At 72.0% G+C, this 24687-nt stretch carries 17 protein-coding genes and 1 pseudogene; 13 read left to right on the top strand and 5 right to left on the bottom strand.

The annotated features are described in order from the left end of the window. Positions 1 to 32: 32 nt before the first annotated feature. From CAP_RS40530 to CAP_RS40510, 5 genes are all read left to right on the top strand, one after another. Entirely contained in the window at positions 33 to 992 is a 960-nt protein-coding gene (locus CAP_RS40530; RefSeq protein WP_044251094.1) for a thioesterase domain-containing protein, read from the top strand. Positions 993 to 1499: 507 nt separating this feature from the next. Next, complete coding sequence (locus CAP_RS40525) at positions 1500 to 3263, top strand: AAA family ATPase (RefSeq protein WP_044251091.1); 1764 nt, start codon at positions 1500 to 1502, stop codon at positions 3261 to 3263. Continuing rightward, positions 3260 to 4567 (top strand): hypothetical protein, encoded by a 1308-nt coding sequence (locus CAP_RS40520; protein WP_044251087.1) that lies wholly within the window; start codon positions 3260 to 3262, stop codon positions 4565 to 4567. The genes CAP_RS40525 and CAP_RS40520 overlap by 4 nt, the downstream gene beginning before the upstream one ends. A 99-nt stretch (positions 4568 to 4666) precedes the next feature. Next, complete coding sequence (locus CAP_RS40515) at positions 4667 to 6172, top strand: MDR family MFS transporter (protein ID WP_044251084.1); 1506 nt, start codon at positions 4667 to 4669, stop codon at positions 6170 to 6172. 31 nt (positions 6173 to 6203) lie between these two features. Then, positions 6204 to 7346, top strand: coding sequence for an SGNH/GDSL hydrolase family protein (locus CAP_RS40510; protein ID WP_044251081.1), 1143 nt, complete (start codon positions 6204 to 6206; stop codon positions 7344 to 7346). 9 nt (positions 7347 to 7355) lie between these two features. Here the strand turns inward: CAP_RS40510 and CAP_RS46695 are convergent, their stop codons facing one another. Beyond that, on the bottom strand, positions 7356 to 7868 hold the full coding sequence (locus CAP_RS46695) for a SpoIIAA family protein (protein ID WP_156041594.1): 513 nt from the start codon (positions 7866 to 7868) through the stop codon (positions 7356 to 7358). A gap of 283 nt (positions 7869 to 8151) precedes the next feature. On the opposite strand from CAP_RS46695, the gene CAP_RS40500 reads away from it, so the two are divergent. Then, on the top strand, positions 8152 to 9702 hold the full coding sequence (locus CAP_RS40500) for a phytoene desaturase family protein (protein WP_044251111.1): 1551 nt from the start codon (positions 8152 to 8154) through the stop codon (positions 9700 to 9702). A 12-nt stretch (positions 9703 to 9714) separates the two neighbouring features. Here CAP_RS40500 and CAP_RS46690 read toward each other — a convergent pair whose 3' ends face one another. Then, positions 9715 to 12387 carry a DUF2169 family type VI secretion system accessory protein gene (locus CAP_RS46690; RefSeq protein WP_081865774.1) on the bottom strand — a complete coding sequence of 891 codons (2673 nt, stop codon included), beginning with the start codon at positions 12385 to 12387 and terminating at the stop codon, positions 9715 to 9717. Between the two features lie 640 nt (positions 12388 to 13027). Between CAP_RS46690 and CAP_RS40485 the strand changes: the two genes are divergently transcribed. Then, positions 13028 to 13609: a hypothetical protein gene (locus CAP_RS40485; RefSeq protein ID WP_044251078.1), complete on the top strand. Its 582-nt coding sequence runs from the start codon at positions 13028 to 13030 to the stop codon at positions 13607 to 13609. A 288-nt stretch (positions 13610 to 13897) separates the two neighbouring features. Further along, on the top strand, positions 13898 to 14389 hold the full coding sequence (locus tag CAP_RS40480; protein ID WP_044251075.1) for a hypothetical protein: 492 nt from the start codon (positions 13898 to 13900) through the stop codon (positions 14387 to 14389). Here the strand turns inward: CAP_RS40480 and CAP_RS40475 are convergent. Then, positions 14376 to 14738, bottom strand: coding sequence for a VOC family protein (locus tag CAP_RS40475; RefSeq protein WP_044251073.1), 363 nt, complete (start codon positions 14736 to 14738; stop codon positions 14376 to 14378). The two genes, CAP_RS40480 and CAP_RS40475, sit on opposite strands and share 14 nt — an antisense overlap. A gap of 261 nt (positions 14739 to 14999) precedes the next feature. Between CAP_RS40475 and CAP_RS40470 the strand changes: the two genes are divergently transcribed. Continuing rightward, a complete protein-coding gene (locus CAP_RS40470; protein WP_044251070.1) occupies positions 15000 to 15605 on the top strand; it encodes a cysteine hydrolase family protein in 606 nt (201 codons plus the stop codon). A 10-nt stretch (positions 15606 to 15615) separates the two neighbouring features. Here the strand turns inward: CAP_RS40470 and CAP_RS51570 are convergent, their stop codons facing one another. Next, entirely contained in the window at positions 15616 to 15792 is a 177-nt protein-coding gene (locus tag CAP_RS51570; RefSeq protein WP_156041593.1) for a hypothetical protein, read from the bottom strand. On the opposite strand from CAP_RS51570, the gene CAP_RS40465 reads away from it, so the two are divergent. Continuing rightward, positions 15791 to 16963 carry an SMP-30/gluconolactonase/LRE family protein gene (locus CAP_RS40465; protein WP_052376815.1) on the top strand — a complete coding sequence of 391 codons (1173 nt, stop codon included), beginning with the start codon at positions 15791 to 15793 and terminating at the stop codon, positions 16961 to 16963. The genes CAP_RS51570 and CAP_RS40465 overlap by 2 nt on opposite strands. A 51-nt stretch (positions 16964 to 17014) precedes the next feature. Here the strand turns inward: CAP_RS40465 and CAP_RS40460 are convergent, their stop codons facing one another. Then, positions 17015 to 20599, bottom strand: a complete 3585-nt coding sequence (locus tag CAP_RS40460) for a VIT and vWA domain-containing protein (protein WP_044251069.1) — start codon at positions 20597 to 20599, stop codon at positions 17015 to 17017. Here CAP_RS40460 and CAP_RS40455 point away from each other — a divergent pair. From CAP_RS40455 to CAP_RS40445, 3 genes and pseudogenes are all read left to right on the top strand, one after another. Next, entirely contained in the window at positions 20598 to 22778 is a 2181-nt protein-coding gene (locus CAP_RS40455; RefSeq protein ID WP_156041592.1) for a hypothetical protein, read from the top strand. The two genes, CAP_RS40460 and CAP_RS40455, sit on opposite strands and share 2 nt — an antisense overlap. 565 nt (positions 22779 to 23343) lie before the next feature. Next, positions 23344 to 24057, top strand: coding sequence for an SDR family NAD(P)-dependent oxidoreductase (locus CAP_RS40450; protein ID WP_044251064.1), 714 nt, complete (start codon positions 23344 to 23346; stop codon positions 24055 to 24057). 16 nt (positions 24058 to 24073) lie between these two features. Further along, a pseudogene (locus CAP_RS40445) lies at positions 24074 to 24687 on the top strand (hypothetical protein); the annotation flags it as partial.

Below are 24687 nucleotides of genomic sequence, written 5' to 3'. Positions count from 1 at the left end.
GAGCGCGTGAAGAAGGAGGAGGGAACCACGCTATGGATGCCACAGAACGGGTGAAGCAACTCTCGGAGACCAAGAAGCTCCTGCTCCGCAAGCTTCTGGAGGACAGGAACGTCGGCGGTGACACGCTCTTGCGGCTCGAAGGATCCAACCTGAAGATCCTCCGCGAGGGCTCGCCCATCCTGTTCCTGTTCCCGGCGACGGACGGGAGCGTCTCGTACATGAACAGCTACCTGCCGTACGTTCCCGAGGGGTGGGGCGTGTACGGCTGCCAGACGCCGGGGCTCGAAGGCGAGCGGGCTCCGTTCCGAACCATCGAGGACATCACCGCCTTCAACCTGCTGGCGATCCGCCGCGTCCAGCCGAAGGGACCCTACTACCTCGCCGGCAATTGCATGGGAGGGCTCCCTGCCTACGAGGCGGCGCGGCAGCTCCAGGACGCCGGCGAAGCGCCAGCGCTGGTCTTGCACCTGATGCCGAACTTCAACCGGCCGTGGAAGGCGCTCCCTGGCGAGCAATCGCTCCAGATGCGCGGCTTCATGGACTACACGTACATCATCGAGCGCATCCTCAAGGTGCAGATGAACCTGCCCTTCGAGCGGCTGTTGACGATGGACGAGGGGGCACAGATGGCGCACGTCGTCGAGCACATTCAGCGGGGCGGCTGGCTGTCGGGCATGGACCTGGAGCGGTTCCGGGAGCGCATGACGACGTACCGCGCCAACCTGGAAGCCATGCTCACCTACCGGCCGCGCGCCGGCTTCGGAGGGCGGATGACGGTGCTCGCGGTCGGCGAGCAGGCGCGGGACGAAGTGGAGATGCCGCTCGATTCTCCGTATGCCGCGCACCTGCGGGTGCTCGATCACGCCCAGACCGACATCGTCCACGTCGACGCCGACGGTGGTGCGCTGTTCGATGGCTCGGAGCCCCACATCAGCCGCATCGGCGTGGCCCTGCGGAGCCTTCTGGAGGGAGGGCCTCCGCGCCCCCAGTGAGTGCGCGCACGGTGCTTTCGTGAGGCTGCGCCATGTTGCCAGGCACCTCGTGAATGCGGTGGAGGCCTTTGTCGCCCCTGACCGGGGAGGCCTCCTGTGCACCGGTTCCTCTCTCTGGAAGGATTGGGAGGATCAGCTTAGATTTGCCGCATACACCATGAACACGGGATCTTTTCCCCGGCCGAGGTGGCTTTCACATGCATTGAGTAGATCCGGATGAATCTTCCTGAGATTCGCAGGGCTGTCGATTTCATGTCGATTTCGGCATGTCGCCCTGGCCCGGGAACGTAAATGCGGTTACCCGATCCTTGAGCTGTCCCTCTGTGCAGCTCCTGGATCGATTGCCCTCCGCGCGGAGGGAGCCGCGCCATGCATCAAGTACACGAGCCCAGGACCCGTCCGGCACCGCTGCGGCCGCTCTCGGCACGCGCCGGGGACGCGGCACGCGTAGGGGACGTGTACCGCGCAGGTCGGGCGGGTGGGACCGGTACAGGGCGACGGGCGCGGGTGCACGCTCTCCCTGGAGGCGCAGCGCGCTTCAAGGCGACCCTGGACTGGGTGCTCTCGTGGATCCAGGCAGCCAGGCCGACCCCGGAAGCCCTGCGCGGTACGCTGGCGCAGCGCTTCGATGCGCACGGGCGCGGTGCGGCGGAGGGCTGTCTTGCCTTGATCCAGGGCGCGGGCCTGGTGGCGCGGCGTGGAGAGATCCTGGCGCTGACCGAGGAGGGCGAGGCGTACTGCCGCGCGCCCGAGCCGGCGGTGCTGTTCGAGCGGCTGAACGGCGCTTACCTCGGCTTGCTGGAGACCCTGGTGCTGGTCGGACACCCCGGGGTGCGCGGCGCCGGTCATCGGGGACGGCTGCTTCCGGTACTCGTCGAGGTGCCCGCGCGCAGCGCCGCGCAGCTCGGCATCCGCGAGGGGTGGCTGCGTTCCCTGGGGCTGCTGAGGCGGACGTCGGCGCGAGGTCTGGCGGCGACGGTGACCGAGCAGGTGACGCCGCTCGGGCGCGCGGTGCTCGCGGCTCATGCCGAGGAGGTCGACGAGATCGTCAAGCGGCTGGAGGACCTGCTCCTGGCCGAGCGCGAGGCGGACGCGGAGTGGGCAGAGGCCGTGGGGTTCCGCATGGGGAGCGCGGACGACGGGTGGATGGCTGCGTGGGCTGACGGAGAGCCGGCGGACGTCGGCGAAGAGTCGGCGCACGTCGACGAAGAGCCGTCGCACGTCGAGGGAGAGCTGGCACGGGGCCTCCGGGTGCCTCCCCGCTGGCATGCCGCGCGGCTCGATCTGCGCCCCGAGCAGGTGGCGCCTCACCTCGGGGAGCTGGAGATCCAGGGGCGGCTGCTCGCGCGGATCTGCGCGGCGCTGGCCTCGGGCAAGCACCTGCTCCTCGTGGGGCCGCCGGGCACCGGGAAGACCGAGCTGTCGCGGGCCATCGGGCGCGCCGCCGAGGCCGAGGGCTACTGCGCCGGGGTGCTCGCGGCGACGGCCTCGGGGGACTGGAGCAGCTTCGAGGCCCTCGGTGGGTACGCGCTGCAGCGGGACGGGGCGCTGCAGTTCAGGCCTGGCGTCTTCCTCGCCGCGCTGGAGCAGCGCGCGTGGCTCGTGGTCGACGAGCTGAACCGGGCCGACGTGGACCGCGCCCTGGGGGAGCTACTCACCGTGCTCGCGGGCCACGGCACCACCACGCCCTTCACGCTCGATGACGGGCGCCTCGTGTCGGTCGGTCCCGAGCCCTCCTGCACCCACCAGGTGCCGCCGCCCTTCCGGATGCTCGCCACCCTCAACACCTGGGACCGTACGGGCCTGTTCCGCCTCTCCTACGCCGCGCAGCGCCGCTTCGCCGTGGTCCACGTGGGCGCGCCCGACGACGCTGCTTACGCGCGGCTCCTCGTGCGCGCAGCCACCGTCGAGGGGCCGGAGCCGCCGCTCGCGCCGCGGCTCCTTGCTGCACTCACCCGGATGTTCAGCGCCGCGGGGGTGCTCGACCTGCGCGCGGTGGGGCCCGCCATCGCCCTCGACATGGTGCGCTACCTGCGCCGCCGCCGTGAGCCGGGGGAAGGCCTGGCCGAGGCGGTCCTGCTCTTCCTGCTCCCGCAGCTCGAAGGCCTCGAACCCGACCACGCGGCGGAGGTGCACCGGCGGCTCCGCGCGGCGCTCGATCCCATCGCTTCCCGCAGCGTGCTCGCGGAGGTCGACGCGCGCTTCGCGGAGGTCCTGCAACTCTCGGCGCCGCTGCCGCCGGCGTTCCCGATGCACCGACGTGCCAGGTGAGCCAGGCGCCCTGGGAGGCGTACCTCGCCGCCCGCTTCCCCGCCTACCTGCTGCCTGAGGCCTGCCATCAGCGGCTGCCCGAGGCTGCCGCGGCGCAGTTCCTGGAGCGGCTCGGGGGTGACCCGGGACAGCTCGGACTGCTGCTCGCGGCGAGCCTCGCGGCCCGGCACGCAGCGGTCATCGAGGCCTTCGCCCTGGAAGCGCTGCCCGATCTGCTGCAGCGCCACGCCTCGCGCCTGGATCTCGCGGCGCGCGCGTCTCGCGGGTCGTCGCCGAGGCCCTCCTTGCGCACCTTCGAAGGACGGTTGCCCGGCCGCCTCGACGTCCAGGCCACCTTGCGCCAGCGGCTCGCGGGGCGCCCGACGCGCTTCGTGACCCGCGCGCACGCCCTTCTCGCCGATCGCCCCGGGGACCCGCCCCCGCCCCTCGACCGCCCCGAGGATCGCCTCCTCCACGCCGCCGCGCGCCGTCTCCTCGGGCTGCTCACGCGCCTCGATGCCGCCGGCCTGCGCGAGGGGAGTTCCCTGGTCCGGGGCGCCGACTGCATGGCAGCGATCGGCCACGCCCTCGCCCACCCGGCGCTCGCCGCCATGCCTGCCACGCCCATGCCCACGCCCGCAGGCCGTGCCGAGGAAGACGCCGCCATGGCCGCGCCGCACCCCGCCTACCCGCTCGCCGCGCGCCTGCACCGCGCCCTGCGCCAGGCCGAGCACACCCGCGATCCGGCCCTCCTCGCGCAGATCGTCGCCGACGGCGCGCTCGCCCCCCTCCGGGCCCCCACCCGCTTCGAGCTCGCGGTCCTGCTCCGCCTCGTCGAGGCACTCGATCAGGCCCTCGCCGCGCGCGCGCCAGGCCGCTTCCACCTGCGCCGCACCGCGGTGGTGCAAGGCCGCAGCGAGATCGCGGTGCTGGAAGCCTCCGGGGGGCCACGCCTGCGGGTGCTCTACAACCAGGCCTGCTTGCCGCCCGGCCCGCACGAGGTGGGCGTGCGCTGGTATCTCGGGCAGCAGGGCCGCCTGCGGCCGGACATCACCGTGCTCGTCGAGGTCCCTGGCGCCCCCGTGCGCGCGCTCATCGTGGAGGCCAAGCTTTCCGGCGAGCCGGCCTACCTCGCGCAGGGCTTCCAGCAGGCGCTGCTGTACCGGCTGGAGTACGGGCCCGCGCTCACCGGCTGGCCCCGGGTGGTGATGGTGATCCCCGGGCACGTCGCGGCATCTGCCCGTGAGCACGACGACGTGGTGGTGACCGGTTGGGACGGGTGGGTCGGTGAAACGCTCCTGCGGGGCATCCTCGATGGGCTTTGACGACTGGCACTCCGCGCGCAAGCGGGGCACTCTCGCCGCCTTCATGTCGCGTTCCGTCTCCGTTCACGCCACCGTTCACGCTTCCCTTCACGCCTCCTCATGAGCACCACGAACCGCCCGCTGACCACCTTCGCCCTGGCGCTGAGCATGTTCATGGCCGCCCTGGAGATGACGGTTGTCTCCACCGCGATGCCACGCATCGTCAGCGACCTCGGGGGGATCCAGAACTACGCCTGGGTCTTCACCGCCTACATGCTCTCGTCGACCATCACCGTCCCCATCTACGGGAAGCTCTCCGATCTGCACGGCCGCAAGCCCGTCCTGCTCTTCGGCATCGGGCTGTTCCTCGTGGGATCGATGGCGTGCGGGGTGTCGTCCTCGATGGAGATGCTCATCGCCTTCAGGGCCCTGCAGGGCCTCGGCGCGGGCGCGATGCAGCCCATGGCGGTCACCGTCATCGGTGACCTGTACACCCCGGCGGAGCGCGCCAGGGTGCAGGGGGTGTTCAGCGCCGTGTGGGGCATCGCGGGGCTGCTCGGGCCGCTCACCGGTGGGCTGCTCGTGAAGTACCTGAGCTGGCACTGGGTCTTCTTCATCAACCTGCCGGTGGGCCTCGGCGCCGCAGCGGTGCTCTTCACGTCGTTCCACGAGAACGTGCAGCGCAAGCCCCAGCGGCTCGACATCGTGGGGGCCTTGCTGCTCTCGGCCGGCGTCGTGGCGCTCCTCTTCGGCGTGCAGGGGACCGGCAAGGGGATGGTGTGGCTGCCGGTGGCGCTGCTCCTGCTGGTGGCCTTCGTCTTCGTGGAGCGCAGGGTCTCCGACCCCCTGCTGCCCATGTCCCTCTTCAAGATTCCCTCCATCGCCATCTCGGCCTCCGCGGGCGCGCTCGTCTCCGCGGCGATGTTCGGCGCCACCACCTACGTTCCCCTCTACGTCCAGGGGGTGCTGGGCGGCTCGCCGACGCTCGCCGGGGGCATCATCACCCCGATGATCGTGGGCTGGCCCCTGTCGAGCCTCGCGGCCGGGCGCCTCCTGCTCCGGGTGGGCTACCGCCCCATCATCGTCGGCGGCTTCGGCCTGTCCGTGGTCGGCTCGGTGCTGATGGCGCTCCTCCTCCGGCCGGGCACCAGCATGCTGGTGCCGCAGATCGGGATGGGGCTCTTCGGCATCGGCATGGGGTTCTCCTCGACGGCCACGATGGTCGCGGTGCAGACCAGCGTGGGCTGGGAGCTGCGCGGCGTGGCCACCGCGAACACCATGTTCTTCCGCACCATCGGCGGCGCGCTCGGCGTCGGCGTGATGGGCGGCGTGCTCGCCTTGCAGCTCCTCCGCGACCCGAGCATCCCCGTCTCCGCCGCGAACGAGCTGCTCGGCCCCGAGCACGGCCGCAGCTTGCCCCCGGAGATGCTGCGGACCCTGAGCGGCGCGCTGGAGACCGGGTTGACGACGAACTTCTGGATCATCAGCGCCTTTGCCGCCGTGGCCTTCCTCGCGAGCCTGTTCTTCCCGCGCACCGAGCGCGTGCTTGCTGCCACCACGTCCGCCCCGCCCACCACGTCCACCACCCCCACCCCGCCCGCCTCCGAAGCGACGGCGCCGCACTGACCTCCCGCAGATCTCTGCTAGAATCGCGTCCATGCGATGGACGCTGATCGGGACCTTCGCGCTGCTCGCCGCTGCGTGCAGCTCTTCGGGTGATGGTGACAGCAGCTCCTCGGGGAGCGGCAGCGGCGCCGGCAGCGGCGACGGGGGGAGCGGCGGTGGGGGAAGCGGCGGGGGCGTGCCTGGGGAGGCGCACTTCATCGGCCGCTTCGACACCTCCGATCCCGCGGGGCCGCGCTTCTCCTGGTCCGGGAGCGCGATCTACGCCCGCTTCTCGGGGACCGGCCTCAAGGCCCGCCTCGGCGACTCGGGGGACAACTTCCTCGCGGTGGTCATCGACGACGGCCCGCCGACGGCCCTGCGGCTGATGGGGCCCGACAGCACCTACACCCTGGCCGAGGGGCTGCCCGCGGGGGAGCACACGGTGCTCATCGAGAAGCGCACCGAGGCCGCGCTCGGCGTCGTGCAACTCCTCGATCTCGCCCCGACCGAGGGACAGATCCTCGCTTCTCCCGCGCCCCACGCGCGTGGCATCGAGTTCGTGGGGGACTCTATCACCTGCGGCTACGGCAACGAGGGCGCCGAGGCGACCTGCCCGTTCTCCTCGGAGACCGAGAACGAGTACATGGCGTACGGCGCGATCGCCGCCCGCGCGCTCGACGCGGCGCACACCAGCATCGCGTGGTCGGGCATCGGGGCCTACCGTGATTATGGCGGGAGCACCGAGGACCAGATGCCCGTCCGCTTCACCCGCACCCTCGGCGACGATCCGACGAGCACCTGGGACTTCTCCTGGACGCCCGAGGTGGTGGTGGTGAACCTCGGGACCAACGACTTCGCCCAGGGAGACCCGGGGCAGCCTTTCGCGGATGCCTACACGGGGTTCGTGGAGGATCTGCGCGGGCACTACCCCGACGCGTTCATCCTCTGCGCGCTCGGACCGATGCTGAGCGACAGCTTCCCGGCCGGCGAGATGCGCCTGACCCGCGCGCGGGAGTACATCCAGGGGGCCATCGACGCCCGGCAGCAGGCCGGAGACACCCGCATCGGCCTCGTCGAGCTCGACGAGCAGGACCCCGCCGATGGCCTGGGCTGCGATTACCACCCAAGCATCACCACCCACGAGAAGATGGCGGAGAAGGTGGTCGCTGCCATCCAGGACGTCGTCGGCTGGTGAGCCGCCGGGTCAGGCGCTCTGCGCTTCGACCCTGGCCTCGCGGGTGATCTTCCGGTGGCGCTCCAGGAGCCAGGCGCGCGCCTCGGCCTCCGAACCGAAGAGCGCCACGGGGTTGTCCCGCAGCCTGGCCAGCACGCTGAGCCCCGCCATCATCAGCTTGGCCATGGTGCGGGTGTGGAAGCTGCCGTGGAACAGCGCCATGCCCCGGTAAGGCGTCTTCAGCGGTCCATGCACCATGTAGCGTCGGGCCTCCGGCGAGGGCTGCCCGGCCTCGCTGAGATCCAGCAGGAAGAGCCGGTGGGTGTGGCCCTTCGCGCCACCGTTCATCACCTCGCGCAGGCCGCGGATGTCGGCCTCGGACATGGGACCCCGGAGCCGCACCACGGCGAGGGAGGGGGGCTCGAACGAGATGCTGTGGGTGCCGACGAGGCGGGGCTCTTCCATCATCCGGCTCATCGCGTTCTCCCCTCCCGCTGCGGGCGTCTCCCGGAGGCCCGCGGCCTCGATCGGGGTGACTGCCACCTCCCTCATCTTGAGACCCGGCAGGCGAGGTGGCCAGGACATCGTGGCTCCGTCCAGCGAAGTTCCCCCCGTGTACATGCGGGCGCGACACCCACACGGGGCATCCCTTACGGCACGAGCATGGTCGGAGTGTAGGTCATGCCTCTGGACGCCCGCGGCGATTTCCCGGGGGTGCCCGGGGCTGAGCGCGGCCGTGGCTACAGGAGCGCGTGCAGGAGCGCGCGTGCAGGAGCGCGCGTCGGACTGGATGCACGCCGGAGCCGAACTCGGTAGCCTTGCGCCCATGACGAAGAACACCGACGTGATCGTCGTGGGGGCGGGCCACAACGGACTCGTCGCCGCGTTGATGCTGGCGAAGCGTGGCCTGCGCGTGCTCGTGCTCGAGGAGAAGGACGTCATCGGCGGCGCCACGCGCACCGAGCGGCCCTTCGCCAAGGCACCGGGGCTCGCGATCTCCTCGGCCTCCTACCTGGTCGGCCTGGTGCCCCCCGAGTTGCTGCAGATCACCGGCGTCGAGCTACCGCTCAAGCGGCGCGACCCCCACTACTTCCTGCCCACCACCGATGGCCGCTACCTGCTCTTCGGCTCCGACCAGGAGGCCATGCAGCACCAGTTCATCTCGTTCTTCTCCGAGGCCGACTGGCGCGCCAACCAGGCGATGCAGGCGGAGCTCGCGCAGATCCGCGAGGACGTCGCCCCGACCTGGATGCAGGAGCCGCTCACCATCGAGGGGACCGCCGAGCGCTTCGTGCGCCCCGCGCTGCGCCAGGTGTTCGTGGACCTGTGCCGCAAGCCGGTGCGCGATTACCTGGAGCGCTTCGACTTCAAGAGCGATCTCATCAAGGCCATGTACGCCACGACCGACGGCTTCTCCGGGCTGAACGGCACCTGGGACAGCCCCGGCACGGGCATGAACTTCCTTGTCCACAACATGTGCCGCCTCCCTGGCTCCGACGGCACCTGGATGGTCTGCGAGGGCGGGATGGGCACCGTCGCCCACCGCTTCGCCGCGGCGGCCCAGGCCGCGGGTGCCACCATCGAGACCCGCACCGGCGTGCAGAAGATCCTGGTCGAGGGCGGCACGGCCGTCGGCGTCGTCACCGACCGTGGCGACGAGATCCGCGCCCGGGTGGTGATGGTCAACGCCGACCCCTTCCGCATGCGCAAGCTCTGCGGCGCCGAGAGCTTCCCTGCCGACTACAACCAGCGCCTCGACGCGATGGAGACGGACGGCACCACCTTCAAGCTCAACCTCGCCCTGCGCGGGCTCCCGCGCTTCACCTGCCTGCCCGAGGACCGCGGCCAGTACGGCCCGACCATCCACCTCCTGCCCGACGAGAGCATCGTCATCCAGTCGCTCCTCGACTCGTACCGCGCCGTGCAGGAGGGCCGCCTCCCCGAGTTCCCCACGGTCGAGTGGTACATCCACACCGCCATCGACCCTTCCATGCGCGACGCCGAGGGCCACCACAACGCGGCCCTCTTCGTGCAGTGGGTGCCCTACACCCTCAAGGAGGGCACCTGGGACGAGCAGGAGACGCGCTACGCGAAGCACCTCCTGTCCATCTGCGACCGCTTCGCCCCCGGCACCAGCGATCTCGTGGTCGACATGTACGCCCTCCACCCGCGGCGTATCGAGGAGAAGATCGGCATCCACCGCGGTCACATCCACCACGTGGACAACCGCTTCGGCTTCGCCGACCGGGTGCCTTACCGCCAGCCCATCGCCGGCCTCTACTCGGCCTCCGCCGGGACCCACCCCGCCGGCAGCGTCATCGGGTGTGCCGGCCACAACGCTGCCATGTGCGCCCTCCGGGACCTCGGCAGCGCCTGATCAGCCCGGACCTCACCCCGACCTGGGACGTGGCATCCGCGCCTTCCAGGTCTCGGCCGCGTGCAGGTTCGCGTCCGTCAGGTCCGCGTCGGTCAGGTCCGCGCCCTCCAGGTTCGCCCGCATCAGGTTCGCCCGCACGAACGAGCTGCCGTGGAGCCGCGCCCTCCCGAGGCGCGCGTCGACGAGGACCGCCCCCGAGAAGTTCGCCCCGACCGCGGTGGCCCGTGCGAACGACGCCTGCGCGAGCGCCACCCCCTCGAAGCTCGATCCGTCGAGCGTCGCCTTGTCCCACGACGACCCCGCGGCCCGCGCGTGGCGCAGCGAGCACTCCACGAGGTGCGCGCCTTCGGCCCTCACGCCCTCCAGCACCGCCTCGTCGAGGACGGCCTTGCGCGCCCTCACCTCGTGCATCTGGGCCCCCGTCAGATCCGCGCGTGTCAGGTCCGCCTCGTCGAGGATGGCACCCTTCAGGTTGGCGCCCGCGAGCTGCGCGCCTGCGAGCCTGGCGCCCACGAAGCGGCAGCCGGCGAGGTTCGCCTTGGAGAGGTCCATCCCGGCGAGCGCGCTCCCGCTGAAGTCGACGCCCGAGAGATCGGCGCCGGCGAGGTCCAGCCAGTCGAGCGAGAGCCCCTCGCGGAGCCGCGTCTGCACCTGCTCCCGGAGCGTCTCCGCGGGCGCCGGCGCCTCGTCGACGCCTGGCGCGAGCCCCGCGCTCGCGGTGGCGCTGGGTGTCAGGCCGGCGCTCGCGGTGGCACCTGGCGCGAGCCCCGCGCTCGCGGTGGCACCTGGCGCGAGCCCCGCGCTCGCGGTGGCGCCTGGCGCGAGCCCCGCGCTCGCAGTGCGGCCCGCGGCTCCCGGGGGGGGCGCCACGGGCGCGAGGGGCGCCAGCGGAGGGCTCGGGGTGAGCCCACCGGCCATGGTGCGCCCTGGGTGGACAGGCGGCGGAGGCGGCTGTGCAGGCGCTGTCGCGAGGGGAGGCGGAGGTGGTGGGGGAGGTGGCGGCAGCGGCGGCGGCGTGGAAGCCGTCGTGTGCGCGGGGACGAGCCCTGCTCCCCGGGTGCGGCCTGCCGTGGCGGGGGGAGGTGCGGCGGGCACTGGGGACCCCAGCGGGGCGGCCGGGGCGAGCCCACCGGCCATGGTGCGGGCGGCGGGGGGCGCCGCCGGGGGAGGAGGCGCTGGCGCGGGCCCCGCGGAGGCCTCGGGCATCCACGCAGCCTGACCGGGGGCGCGACGCGGCGCAGCAGGCCGTCCCCACACGGGAGGTGCCGGCGGCAGCGCCGCGATCTCGTGCGGCGTGTACGTCACCGTCTGCTCCGATCCATCGAGCTCCAGCGGCGCCGAGCCCGTCGGCGCGTGCTGCACGACGGGCACCCCGGACCAGGGAGCCCCGGGCAGCAGCGCCGCGCCCTGCGAGGCTCCCGCCGACGTGGGCACAGGCCCGGCCGAAGGCGCCGCAGGGCGGAACGGGATCGGCGCCACCGGCGCTCGGCCGGGCATCACGTCCACGGTCGTATCCGGCGTGTCGAGGCCGATCACGGGCGGCAGGTGCACCGTGGGGTCAGGCCGTGGAGCGGGCAGATCCTCCGTGCCGCCGCCCTCGAAGATCTGCCCGGCAGCGGCGAGATCCCCGGCGAGGGACATCACCACCGTCCCCTCGCGTGCCCGGCGCCCCTCCGGGAGGGGCGACGCTGCGCGCGCGGGCTCCCCGGGCCACGCCACGGGCCTGTCCCGCATCGCCACCCCCACCACGACCCGCAGCGCCGCCAGCTCCTCCTCGGTCCTGAGCGGCAGCACCGCGCGCCACACCAGCGCGCACCGCCCGGTGTCCGCGTCGATGCGCAGCGTGTCGGCGCGGAACACCACGTTCCCGCCCCAGGGCTGTCCTGCCACGGTGACCCGCGCCTCGGCGTGGGCGCCCGGGAGGCACGACTGCACGTTCGGCAAGTCCGGGTGCATCCCTTCCAGCTCGACCCACTCGTCCCCGGCGAGGTGCTCGACGCGCTGGTCCGGCGGCGCCGCCTGGAAGTACGTCCAGTCGAAGGTCGTGGGCAGCTCGATCAACGGCGCGTCGAGCGCCCGTCGATCGATGCCGCCCGCGAGCTTCCGGCGCGCCGGCCACCCCCGCGACACGGGCCCGAACCCGCCCGTCACCCCGGGCCGCCGCGGCACCTCGATGTTCGGCGCCCTCGCTGCGAGCCCTTCCGCCGCGCTCCCCGTCCCCAGCGGGTTGTCGCTCCACCCGATCCCCCCGAACGCGCGCTCGTACACGAGCGGCATCGCCTGGAAGGGCACGGGCTCGCCGCCCATCCGATCGCCGTACACGTACAGCGTCTTGCCGAGCAGCGTCTTCTCCCGGTACACCGCCAGCCGCACCACCTGCCGCGTCACCGCGCGCCCCTCCGGCGCGTGGGCGTGTCCGATCAGCATCACGTCGGCCCGGGGCAGGAACGGCGCGAGATCGCTCGCCGCGCGGATGCTCCGGGCAGGGCTGCCGGCGTGGTGGATCTCGGCGGTGACGATGGGATCGGGATCCGCGAGCTCCATCGCCGCGTCGGGCACCATCGCGAAGGTGGCCTTGACGATGACCGTGACCGCGAGCTGCCCGCCCATTCGCCACACGACGGACGTCGCAGCGACAGGGCCGACAGGGGTCACGTCCACGGAACGGGAGGCATCTCCGAGCATGGACGGCCGACGCTACCACGGGGCTGCAAAGCGTTCCTAGCGCGGCAACCCGGCGCGACCGCCTTTCGCAGAGGCGCCAGATCCCTCGGGGGAATCCGCGTGGAAACGGACGGCGCTGGCGCGCTGCTCATCCCGCCTCGGGCGGGGACGTTCGGCTGCAGTCACCGGGAGACGGCACCCTCGCTTTCCGAAGCCGATCTTCCATGACGAACCCGTTGCAGCACCGATCACCGCTGTCGTTCCTCGCGCTCCTGTGCCTCCTGGCCGGATGCAGCTCGGATCCTGAGCCCGACTAGCCGACGGGTGGTCAGCCCACCAGCTCTGGCGGCGCTGGCGGGGAGGAGCCAGCCGGTAGCGGGGGCAACGGCGGTGCTGGCGGCGTCGACGGCACGGGAGGCGCTGGCGGCCTGGGAGGCGCTGGAGGTGCCGGCGGCGGTGAGGAGCCCCTGTCGTGCGAAGCCACCTAGGCTCCCGACTGCCCCGACCCGGAGAGCAACGCGACCCCCGTGGTCCTCGTTCCGGGTCTCGACGGGGTAGAAGACCTCCTGGTCGACGACGCGTTCGTCTACTGGTCCGAGAATCCGACTGGCCTCAACAACGGCAGGATCCTGCGCGTGTCGCGCCAGGGTGGAGCCCCCGAATGGTCGCCGATACCGCGACCCAGAAGCTGTACTGGCTCCACGCGACCCCTTCCGAGCGCTCCCTGCGCGCCATCGGGCTCACGAGCGGTGAAGCGGTGATCCTGGCCGACCTCACCGGTGAGGAGTTCAGCGTCTTCAACTCGGCTGTGCGGAACCTGGCCGTGGACGCGGATGGCGTCTACTGGACCACGATCAGATCGGTGATGCGTGCCAACCACGATGGAACCGATCTCGCCGTGCTCGCGAGCACGCCATGTCCCCAGCCTTCCCCCCAGCTCCAACAAGATCACGGGTACCGCACCATCTTCAACGACGACATCCTGGGCGACCTGATGGTGGTTTCCAAGGTAGCCCCTCGGAACCGCACGTTCCGGGGACGTTATGCGCATGGCAACGGCGCGTGTCCGTGCTGCAGGCGCTGGCGTCCGCTCAGGGACGCGACGGGTGCGGCGGGGGGACCCTTGGCATCGCCGACTCCGACCGTTGGCATCGCGGACCCCAACCCTCCACGTCCCGGACCCCAATGGTTGGGGTCCCGGACCCCGACCATGGGGGTCGCGAACTCCAAGCCCGTTCAGTGAAGGCGCCTCCGGGTGTGGTCCTCCATGCCTTCTCCTGGCGATGGCACGTTCATTTCCCGGCGGTGACCGCCTTTTCACGCCGCCAGGAGCACCCCACACCCTCGCCATGCCACCGCCACGATCGCACCTCTGCCCACGCCGCCTTCCTGGGTCGTCGTTCCGATGGTCCTGGAAGATGGCGCGTGGTGGTCATTCTCCTTGAAGTCGTGGTGCGCCCCCCTAGATTGGGCGCCCGGCGCGAGTCGCATGTCGCGAGACGCAGCCATGCCCCGGGGAGGGCAACACCTCATGGTCACCAACCGAGTCGGGGACAACGCGCCCACGGCCGCCGCGCTGGCTGCGCTCGTCACGCAGCTCGGCCACGTCGTCACGCAACTACAGGCGTTCGGCGTCATTCTCACGTCGGAGGAGCGCAGGCGGCTCCTCAATGCCCGCCTAGAGGCGGATCCGATGGTGCAGCGGGTGCACGATCTGGCGGTGAAGCATGGCCTCGCGCTGCAGGACATCCCGCTCGCCGGGATGATGAACGACCTCGATCTGCGCACCCGGCTGCACCCGCTGTCGGACCTGTTCCGGTCCGGGCTGGCGCTCGCGGAGCACACGCAGGCGCAGGCGGAGTCGGAGATGTGGGAAGCGTTCTTCGGCTATTACAGGGTGCTGACGAGGATGGCGGAGCAGAACCCGAAGCTCGCGCTGGAGCTGAAGCCGGTGACCGACTTCATGGCCAGGCGCCGCCCGCCGCTCAGGGGTGCGCCCGCGAAAGGGATCAGCGCTTCTTGAGCTCGTGCAGGATGAGCGCGTTGCCCTCGGAGTCGAGCATGATGGCCATCCTGCACACGGGCGAGGGGATCATCTCGGCCTTGAACTGCACGCCCGCAGACTTGAGCCGGGCGATCAGGGCGTCGAGGTCGTCGACCTCCAGCGCGACGCTCGCCCCGGCGTCGGCGCTCGGCTGGACGTCCTCGCCCGCGAACAGCGCCAGACACCCGCCGCCCGGCAGGTCGTACTCGGTCCATACCCCGTTCGACGAGCCGCTGCCCCGGGTGAGCCCCAGCGTCTCCTCGTAGAACGCCCTCGCCCTCGTCGCATCCTTCACGGGGTACATCGTGAACGCCACCTTCTTGAACATCGGAACCCTCCTGCGTTGAACGCCGCGGCCTCGAGGGCGCGGCCAGGCTCCCAAAGCGACCCTCTGCGCCTCTGGGAGGCGAGGTGCATAGGCCCCGAGCCGCTCACGCTGCAAGGCCACGAGAGCGGTGATCCTCGCCAGGAGCTTCGCTGACCCGGCGCGACCACCTTTCGGAACAGTCGGAGGCCCGGTGGTGTAGGTACCAGCCTCTGACGCGCGCTTGCAGCTCGCCGCAGGCCCGCCCGCGAAAGGACAGCGACCATGGCCGATCTCCACACGCTCCGCTCCCTGAACAGCTTCCCTGCCCAGCCCGCGCCGCTCCGCGACTCCGCGCTGGTGCTGATCGACTGCCAGAACACCTACCGCTCCGGCGTGATGCAGCTCGAGGGCGTGGAGGCGGCGCTCGTCGAGGCGCGGCGCCTGCTCGATCGGGCCCGCGCGCTTGGCGCGCCGGTCATCCACATCATTCACGACTTCGGGGCTGGATCGGCCTTCGACATCCGCGCCGAGAACGGCCAGATCTCCGACATCGTCGCGGCGCAGGGCGACGAGCCGGTCATCACCAAGCACTACCCGAGCTCCTTCGAGAAGACGGACCTCCACGAGCGCCTCTCGAAGCTCGGGGTGAAGGACTTGGTGCTCATCGGCTTCATGACCCACATGTGCGTGAACTCGACCGCGCGCGTGGCCTTCAACCTCGGCTACCGCCCGACCATCGTCGCCTCCGCCACGGCCTCTCGCGCGCTGCCGAGCCCCACGGGCGGCGTGGTACCCGCGCAGGTGGTACACGAGGCCGCGCTCGCCGCGGTCGGGGATCTCTTCGCGGTGGTCGTTCCCCGGGGGGACGCGCTCCGCGACGACAAGTGACGGTGCTCCGTCACGTCCCTGCGCTCCTGCTCTTGCTGGTCCACCTTGCCTGCGCTTCCGGAGCGCCTTCCCCGGTCCCGTCGGCGCCGGCCGCGACGCCCGCGACGCTCGCGACGCCGTCGGCGACGACGCCCGCGCGCTCTGCGCCGACGGCGTCACCTGCGCCTTCGGCAGGACCGTCGGCCATGGTCTCGGCAGCCCCGGCGGCCGCGCCCGCGCCCCCCGACAGTCCCCTCAAGGGGCTCGAGCAGCTCCACGCGGCGATGCCGCAGGACGGCACGGTCATGTACCTGCTCGCCTACTTCAAGGGCGAGGCGGGGGACCGCGACGCGGTTTACCAGTGGCTGGATGCGCTGGCGCGCTCCTCCTGGGACCTCGGGCTCGACGACAGCGATTTCAAGATGGTCGCGGCGGAGCCACGCTACCAGGACCTCGCGCGCACGCTGAACGGCAGGGTGACCACCGTCGCCGACGCGCCCGTCGCCTTTCGTCTGGCGGAGCGGGATCTCATCCCCGAGGGTATCGCGTACGATTCGAAGCGGAAGGAGCTGCTCCTCGGGAGCCTCAAGAAGCGCAAGATCATCCGCATCCGGCCCGGCGGAGGGGTGTCCGAGGTCATCGCTCCGGCGGCGGGCGGCATGGGTCGCGTGCTCGGACTGCGCGTGGATCCCGGGCGCGATGTGCTCTGGGTGGCTGCCGACAAGACGAAAGACGGGCAGCCGCCCGCGCCTCGGGCCATCTATCGGTTCGCGCTCGCGAATGGCGCGCTCCTCGGGTCCTACGCGCTGCCGGATGGAGGACGTCACCTGCTCAACGACCTGGCCGTCACGGGAGACGGGACGGTGTTCGTGACTGACAGCGAGGGGGGTGGCGTCTTCCGGCTCAAGCCCGGCGCGACCGCGCTGGAGCCGTTCATTCCCGCGGGGAGCATGGTGTACCCGAACGGCATCGCGCTCGATGCTGCGGGGCGCACGCTCTACGTCGCCGACGCTGCAGGGATCTGGAGCGTCGATCCCGAAAGCGGAGCGCATCGGCGCCTGCAGCCGTCGCCAGGCGTGACGATCGGAGGGATCGACGGCCTCTCCATGGACGGCACCGATTTCATCGCGGTGCAGAACATGGGGAGCAGTCCGCGGCTCGCCCGGATGACCCTCGATGCGGCCGCGGGGAGGGTGACCGCGGTGAAAGTGCTCGCGTCGAAGCACCCGGAGTTCGAGATTCCGACCACGGCTGCGCTGGTCGGCGCCGAGGCCTACGTCATCGCCAACAGCCAGCTCCGGTCGAAGGACGAGACCGGTCAGTACCTTCCTCCGGAGCGGCTGAAGGAGCCGGTGATTCTGCGGGTCCGCGTCCGCTGAGCGGCGCGGGTGAGTCTGGGGCGTCCCTGGCGCCCCCCCGGCGCCCCCGGCTCAGAGGGTGGTGCGGCCGAGGCGCCGGAGCTGGTCGAGGCCTCCTGCCACGTCGGCCGCGGCGATCTCGCGGAAGCGCTGGGGGGAGACCTTCGCGAGTTCCAGACCGTAGCTCGCGCTGCGGGGGCGCACGTTCTGGTCGCGGAGCACGTCGGTCACGAAGCGGACCCGTTCCTGCTCGTCGGCCAGCCGGAGCGCCTCCTCGTGCCGGGCGAGGATGTCGGCGATGTGCTCCTCGATGCGCTGCTTGTCCAGCTCGGTCTCGGCGACGCTGAGGATCAGCGGGATGAGCAGGCCGGCCTCGGTGAGCGGCAGGTAGAGGCCGCGGGTCGTGCTGGCCACGGTCTTGAACACCTCCACCGCGCCCACGTAGTGCGCGAGGTTGGGCAAGCAGCCCACGGCGTGGACGACGATGCCCATCTCCCGGCAGCTCTCGGCCTGGGTGTACCAGTGGTGGCCGCAGGGGCAGCCCCCCGGGAAGCCGTCGCCCTCGGGCACGACGCCGTGGGGCGGCGCGTCGCCCACCCACACCACCACCCGCGCGGCGCGCGGGCGCCACCCGAGCCGGACCAGATCGAAGAGGCCGTCGGTGACCGCTTCGGGCCCGTCGCCGCCGCCGGACGCTTCCATCCGCTGCACGCCTTGCTGGATGGACGCGATGTCCTCGGTGAGCGGGACGGTGCGGCTGACGAAGGTGCGCTCCTGGGGAGGATGATCCCGGTAGCTCACTAGGCCGAGCCGCAAGCTCCGGCAGAGCGGCGCCGCCTTCAGGGCCTCGATCAGCTCGAGGAGGTGCACCTTCACCTGCTCGATCTGGTCGCCCATGCTCCCGGTCTCGTCGACGAGGAAGACGAGATCCAGCTCGCCGATCGCGCGGTCCGCGGCGTCTTTCAGCATCTCGCGGGTGTACGCCTCCGTGCCCGGCACCTGCTGCCTCGCCCGTCCTTTTGAAGTCGCCGCGCGAGGCAGGGGAGGAACCGCCGAGGGAGACGCAGGCTTCCTGAGCGACGACTCCTCGGCGGCCATGAAGTCCATCCCCGACCCGCTTACCTCGTCGTCGTCGTCTTCCTTGCTCCCGGTGAAGAAGCTCTTCACCTTGGAGAGCAGGCCGCCGCCACCTTTCTCGCGGAGCGGCGCGCTGAGGCCGGCGGCGCCGAACGCGGGGCTCGGCGGCGCGGGAGGCTCGGGCGAGGGGAGCGCGGGCGAGGGCGCGGGAGGGGCGGACGGGAGAGGCATGGAGAGGCGCGCCCTTGCCGGTGCTGCCGCAGGAAGAGGTGCTGCGGCGAGGGGCGGTGGTGGAGCGCGCAGGGCTGGAGGTGGCGGCGCGGCCATGCCTGGCCGTGATGGCGCAGCCATGGCTGGAGGTGGCGGCGGTGCATGGCCCCCGATGTCCGGCGAGGGCTCGTCCGCGAGGGAGTCGTCGCGCACTTCGTGCAGCTCTAGGGCCGCGATGGGCATGGCGCCTGACGACGCTCCCCCCTCCGCTTCGTCCCAGGTCGCGATCTTCTTCGCCCTCCGCATCCGCTCTTCGCCGCCCCGCGCGCTCTTCTCCGCGTCCTCGGCTCGCCCGTCCTCTTTTGCCTCGCGCGCAGCCCCTTCCGCGGGGGGCGCTGGTGCCTTCACCCGCCGCTCGCTGTCCTCGGCGACGAGCGCGGTGTACGGGCTGAGGAGCGCGTGCTTCAGCGCGAGCGACAGCACTTCGAGGCGCACCTCCGCGGCCTCGCCCGGCGCCTCCTCCAGGCGCGCGAGGCGCGCGTCGATGCGCAGCCGCGCCCACAGCCTGTCGAGCCCCGGGATGTCCTCCGCCACCTCGGGCAGGGTGACGTCGATCTCCTGCCGGAAGGGCGCGCCCGTGGCCAGCTCGCCGGTGAGCACCAGCCGGCTCTTGCCCTCGCCGCTGAAGCGGCCGAGGAGCTGCACCGTCTGTCCACCGAACAGCTCGGGGATGGGGTTCGGGTACACGTCGAGCGGCACCGCGTGCTCCCAGGCGAGCCGGATCTTGCGGAGTACCGGGCCTGCCTGCCGTACCCGGCGTGCAAAGCGGGGGACCACCGTCTCCACGTCCTCGTCCGGCAGGAGCACGTCGCTCGCGCCGCCGCCCGCGCGCGCCAGGCGCTCGACCAGGTAGCGGTTCACCGCCGGGCCGAGGCCGAGCACGTAGAGCCGCGTCGCGGCGCCGAGGATCTCGGGCGCCCGTCGGAGCAGCCGTCCCTCGTTGCCCAGCGCGGCGTCGGTGATCAGCACCACGAGCCGCGTCCTGCCCGGGCGCACCGGCAGCTCGGCGGCGCGCTGCAAAGCTTCCTCCAGCTCGGTACCGCCGCGCGCCGGGGACGCGCCGAGCAAGGCGTCGATGCTGGCGAGGGTGGTCGGGTCGAGCGGCAGGTAGTCCGAGCCACGCCCGTCGGCGGCGATGCGCTCGTGGTCGAAGGCGAAGCACTGCACGGCGTCCCGCGGGTCCAGGTGGTCGAGGATCATCCGCACCGCGCGGCGCGCCTGGGGGATGCTGCCGCCGCGCATGGAGCAGGAGCGGTCGACGAGGATGATCACGTCGCGGGGCAGCCCCACCGTGGCGCCCTCGCGGCTGACGGCGACCACGACGCCGCAGTAGGCGCAGCGGAACGCCTTGCCGAGGTCGGGGTAGTCGCGCACAGCCTCGGGATCACGGAGCGCGCCGCCGCAGTTCGTGCAGCGGAGCGCCGTGGCGCCCTGCGCGTCCCGCTCGGCGGAGGGGGGCTCCTCGGGGAGCGCCACGGGGGGCGTGACCACGAGGAGGAAGGTGCCCACGCGATCCGGCTTCCGTTCGAAGTACGCCTTCGGCCGGATGCCGTGGGCCGCCGCGGCGTAGGCCAGCACGAAGTCGCGGTTCGGGAGGCTGTCCGCCTCGTGCAGCCGCGCGTGGAACCTCCCCGGCCCGCGGAGCGTGAGGTCGATGCGGTGCGAAGGGGAACGCGGCGGTTCGGCCGAGGCGTCGGCGTGGATCTCCACCTCCACGGCGATGTCCGCGGCGCGCTGCCCGGTGGCGGCGCGGGGCGGGCGGATGCGCGTAGCGTCCGGCGCCTGCTCGATCGGCGTCGCGCCAGGCCCCTGCGCGCCCGAGCCCGTGGGCGCGCAGGGGTGGTAGCGATCGGCGGTGACCATGGGGAAAACGAAGCGGAACTCGCCCTCGTCGAAGGCGAGCCGCTCCTGGTACGCAAGCTCCACCTCGATAGCCTCGCCTTCGGGGATGTTGGCCACCGAGAGCGTGAACAGGTTGGGGCGATCCTGCTCCAGCAGGGTCGCGCTCCGGCCTTCCCGCCGCGCCGCCTCGTAGGTGCGCCGCGCCTCCTCCTTCTCCTTCACCACCGCCTCGACCACGCGCGCGCCGATGCGGAAGCGCATCGCGTAAACCGAGGCGCCGTGGGGCAGCGGGAAGAGGTACACCGCGTCGATGGCCTGACCGGTGTCGTTCCGGAAGACCTGCTTCACCTCCACCCGGGCCACCGGGCCGGCGAGGTGCGCCTTCACGTCGGTGTGTTCCAGGGGAAGGGGAGCGCCAGCAGAGGTTCGCAGGCTTCCCTGAGTGACGCGCTCGTCGGAGAGGAACATGGGGGTGAGGGGATGCTACCTGCTTGCCGACCTGCACAACCAGAAGGCAAGCGGCCCATCACCCGGTAACGTGGGCATCGCCATGCCTCCCCGCGTCGCGCTGCCCCTGCGGTACCCGAGCCTCGTCGGCCGATCAGGCGCCGAGCTGGTCTTCTCCTCGTCCTCCTCCTTGAACAGCAACGCCAGGGCGACCCTCGTCGCCGACCTGCGGTCCTGGCCACCCGAGCTGATGGAGCACGCCCTCCCCGGGTGTCTGCTCGGCGCCGCGCGCAGCCGGAGCGGGCGCTGGCTCCTGCACGGCTACGTGGGCGAGGAGGCGCCGCACACCTTCTTCCTGCGCACCTACGCGAATGGCAGCGCCTCGTTGCCCGAGCGGGAGGAGCCCGAGCCGGTGCCGCCTCCCGCCTGGGAGGAAGCGTTCCGGCCCTACGATGACGTGGCGCGCGGCATCGAGCGCGCGCATGTCAACACCGTCGACGGCGTCGCCTACCTCGGAGAGCGGGCGGTCCTTCTGCCCCGGTTCGCAGGCGTGGGGGACCGCTGCTACCCGTACTTGCAGCACGGCGACGACTGGGTCGAGGAGCGCAGCGTGCCTCCCTACCGCAGGCCCGAGGGAGACCGGCTCGCGAAGTGCACGATGCGCACCGTGGCGCTCGCCGACGGCAGCGACGTGCTGCTCTGGGACGGGCACTGTCTGGAGTGGGACGGGCGCAGGTTCGTGTCCACCTTCGAGCACCGTGTCCGGGCGCCGTGGTGGTCGAGCTGGACGCCGGTCCCGGCCGGCCGCGACGGCTTCTTCTACGTGGACGAGGGCTCCGCGCTGAGGGAGGTGCACCGCGGGGGCGCGCCGCCGCGAGAGCACCTGAAAGGAATGTCGATCTCGGAGCTCGGACCGGGCCCCGATGGCACCCTGCTCGTGCACTCGGGGGATACCGTCGCGCTCTACGACCCCCTCGACGACGCCCTGGTGAGGGTCCCGGTGAAGGCCCTGCCCCCCCGCGGCGGGATCTGCTTCGTGGCGTGGAGCGATGCCGGGTTCCTGGTGGTCGGCCACCAGGCGCACGCGCGAACGACCTTGCACATGGTGCCTGCCGAGGTGCTCGCGAAGGTCAAGCGCAAGCGCGCGAGCGGCGCGGCCAAGCAGGTGTCCGTAGCTGTCGCGGAGAGACCGGCATCCACGGCGCTCGCGGGCTCCTTCGCGGTGTCACGGCCACGGGTGGCGGCGGAGCCAGGCGAGAGCATCGTGGTCGTCGCCGACGGCCCCACCGTGCGCGCGCACCGGAACGACGCGCCCCTGTGGCGCAACACGGGCGAGGCCGAGGTGGTGGCGCTCGGGGTGGGCGATGGCCGGGTGGCCGTGATCGACGCGGAGGGAAGGCTGCGCGCGCTGGAGGTGCGCACCGGGGCGCCCGTCCTCGGCGAGGCGGTGGTCTCGGTGGGAGCTGCGCCGCGCTCGCTGGCGGTGTCGGCGTCGGGCCTGTGGGCGGTGCTGACGGCCACGGCGATCTGGATCGTGGGCGTGGGGGCTCCCGCGGAGCTGCCGTTCGAGGCGCCGCTCGCCGCCGCGTTCGACGGGGTGGGGCGACGGCTGCTCGTGACCGGGGAGCAGCGGCGCGCCGCGCTGGTGATGCCGGCAGAGGGCACGGTGGAGCTGCTGCCGGAGCCCCCCGAGGAGGTGCACGCGGTGGCGTGGATCGAAGGGGACACCTGGTTCGCGCTCGGGCAGCGCGCGGTGCTGCGGTTCGACGCTGCCGTGCGCGCCTGGGACGTGGTGCACACCGGCATGCCGGGCGACGCGCTGGTGCGATCGCCGGACGGCGCGCACGTGGCGATGGTGTCCTCGTCCCGCGCGGAGGTGTTCGAGGTCGCCCCGTTCCGCGCGGTGTCGTTGGTGACCTATCCGGCCTCGTACCAGCAGGAGGGCATGCCGCTCAGGGTCTCCGGCGCAGCCTTCCTCTACGGCGGTGTCCTCGCCGTGGGCCTCACCGGGGGCAACGGCAACCTCCTGCGGATCGGCACGCAGATCGCTCAGGCCCTCGATCTGTTCCCCGGCATGCCTGCGCTGCGGTGGGTGTTCGTGTTTGGGGGATCGATCCTGATCGCCCAGGCCGTGCCCGGCGCGTGGGATGGGGACGACGACAGCGCGGAGGGCGAGGACGATCCATCGCGCGATGCGTGACGCCGGTTAATTGACGAAGGCACCGGCCCCGGGCGACGGTCCTCGGGCGCGGTGCTTCCGCGGGGTCATGCGAGCGGCTGGGTTGCAACCTCGCAAGCCATCGTGACGCAAAGAACCGGGTGCGGATCAGAAATCTCATGATTCCGATGGGTTGGCGTGCATCCTTGGGTCTGGCTTCGAGGGGCACCGAAAGGGCGCCGGGCCGCTGAACGCAAAGGCAGGGAGACGGCAGGTTCAATCCATTGAATGGAGCGACGCGCCGCGTCCACAGGCCGCCAGAAAACTGAAGAAGATCCATCGACTTGAACTTGTGGACTCGCCCCTGGGGGAGCGCTTGAACGCCATGGTTCATGCGATGGATGAGGAACCCGGCATGCGCCGCAAGTGGCCGAAATGTATGATCTTTCGGCGAGATTCAGCCGTGCAAGGGGGCGCCGGGACGCGAACCCTGGAAGCGGTGGCGCAGGGCGGCTCGTCGGGCATGGAGGGCCGGGGGGCCGGGGCGTGCCCCCGGCAAGGCGGGGGACGATGGCGTCCTGACCTGCCTGGGGCCATCCTGCCGGCCATGACGACGAGGGTGGCAGCGGTGGTGGGCGTGGGGCCGGGGCTCGGGGCCTGTGTGGCGAGGCGCTTCGCGCGCGAGGGCTACGCGGTGGCGCTGCTGGCGCGTGGCGAGGAGGCGCTGCGCGCGGTGCAGGAGGACATCGCGAAGGAGGGCGGCAGCGCTGCGGTCATCCCCGCGGATGCTGGCGACGAGGCGTCGATGGCCGAAGCCTTCGCGAAGGTGCGCACGGATGTCGGGGCGCCCGAGGTGCTCGTCTACAACGCCGGCGCGTTCGTGGTGAGCGGCATCCTGGAGCTGGCTCCGGCGACCTTCACCTCGGCCTGGCGCGCGAACTGCCTGGGAGGCTTCCTGGCCGCGCGGGAGGTGCTGCCCGCCATGCTGGAGCAGGGGCGAGGCACGCTGCTGTTCAGCGGGGCGACCGCCTCGCTCCGCGGGAGCGCGCGGTTCGCGGGGGTCGCGGTGGGCAAGTTCGGTCTCCGGGCGCTCGCCCAGTCACTGGCCCGGGAGGTGGGTCCGCGCGGCATCCACGTGGCCCACGTGGTCATCGACGCGGTGATCGACACGCCGCGGGTGCGCGAGGCGATGCCGGGCCGGGAGCCGTCGACGCTGCTCTCCCCCGAGGCGCTCGCGGAGACGTACTGGCAGCTCCACCTGCAGCCTCCCTCGGTGTGGACGCAGGAGCTCGACGTGCGGCCGGCCGTGGAGAAGTTCTGAGCCCGAGGGGGACGGCGTGAAGGCGCACCTCGCTCTCGCCAGGGTCCTAACCAGCACGGCGGCGCGTGCGGCGGCGCCGAGCGCGATCCCTCTGTACCTGGGCCTGTTCCTGGTGCTGCCCGTGCTGTTCTCACCGAACGGGCTGCAGGCCTCCACCGTGACCGGCGCGGCGAAGGCGTCACCGCTGCTGGCAGCGTCGCTCCTCGCGGCGTGGCTCCTGCTCACCCTGCACGTGGCGTGCGCGGTGGTGGACCTGCCGGCGACCTTTCCGCTGCGCGCGCTGCCGGTGCACCGGGCGCTCTTCCTGGTGGTCACGGGAGGGCACCTCGCCGTCGTGCACCTGCCGTGGGCGCTCTTGTGGGCGCGTGGGGAGGGAGTGCTGGCAGGGGTGGGGGCGGTGGCGGTGGCAGCGGGGGTTCATGGGCTCCTGCTCGGGCGGTCGTGGAGGCCTGCGGAGATCGGGGCGATGGTGGCGCTGGGCCTCGCGGCGCTCTTGCCGTGCGCGATGACGGTGCCGCTCGCCGCGGTGGCGGCGCCGGTGGGTGTGGCGTCCGCGTTCCGGTGCGCGCCCGAGCGGTCGTCGCGCCTGCGGGCGGGCGCGCTGCCACGGTGGGCCCCGGCGGCGCTCGC

Origin of the sequence: Chondromyces apiculatus DSM 436, from assembly GCF_000601485.1 — a bacterium.
GTDB classification, from domain to species: Bacteria; Myxococcota_A; Polyangia; order Polyangiales; family Polyangiaceae; genus Chondromyces; species Chondromyces apiculatus.
This window is presented reverse-complemented; position numbering and strand designations above follow the sequence as displayed.

Bases quoted from the DNA above. Each gene is read 5' to 3' on its own strand.
- CAP_RS40530 (WP_044251094.1), top strand. From the start codon at position 33: ATGGATGCCACAGAACGGGTGAAGCAACTCTCGGAGACCAAGAAGCTC.
- CAP_RS40515 (WP_044251084.1), top strand. From the start codon at position 4,667: ATGAGCACCACGAACCGCCCGCTGACCACCTTCGCCCTGGCGCTGAGC.
- CAP_RS40510 (WP_044251081.1), top strand. From the start codon at position 6,204: ATGCGATGGACGCTGATCGGGACCTTCGCGCTGCTCGCCGCTGCGTGC.
- CAP_RS40500 (WP_044251111.1), top strand. From the start codon at position 8,152: ATGACGAAGAACACCGACGTGATCGTCGTGGGGGCGGGCCACAACGGA.
- CAP_RS46690 (WP_081865774.1), bottom strand. From the start codon at position 12,387: ATGCTCGGAGATGCCTCCCGTTCCGTGGACGTGACCCCTGTCGGCCCT.
- CAP_RS40485 (WP_044251078.1), top strand. From the start codon at position 13,028: ATGGTCGCCGATACCGCGACCCAGAAGCTGTACTGGCTCCACGCGACC.
- CAP_RS40480 (WP_044251075.1), top strand. From the start codon at position 13,898: ATGGTCACCAACCGAGTCGGGGACAACGCGCCCACGGCCGCCGCGCTG.
- CAP_RS40475 (WP_044251073.1), bottom strand. From the start codon at position 14,738: ATGTTCAAGAAGGTGGCGTTCACGATGTACCCCGTGAAGGATGCGACG.
- CAP_RS40470 (WP_044251070.1), top strand. From the start codon at position 15,000: ATGGCCGATCTCCACACGCTCCGCTCCCTGAACAGCTTCCCTGCCCAG.
- CAP_RS40465 (WP_052376815.1), top strand. From the start codon at position 15,791: ATGGTCTCGGCAGCCCCGGCGGCCGCGCCCGCGCCCCCCGACAGTCCC.
- CAP_RS51570 (WP_156041593.1), bottom strand. From the start codon at position 15,792: ATGGCCGACGGTCCTGCCGAAGGCGCAGGTGACGCCGTCGGCGCAGAG.
- CAP_RS40455 (WP_156041592.1), top strand. From the start codon at position 20,598: ATGGGGGTGAGGGGATGCTACCTGCTTGCCGACCTGCACAACCAGAAG.
- CAP_RS40460 (WP_044251069.1), bottom strand. From the start codon at position 20,599: ATGTTCCTCTCCGACGAGCGCGTCACTCAGGGAAGCCTGCGAACCTCT.
- CAP_RS40450 (WP_044251064.1), top strand. From the start codon at position 23,344: ATGACGACGAGGGTGGCAGCGGTGGTGGGCGTGGGGCCGGGGCTCGGG.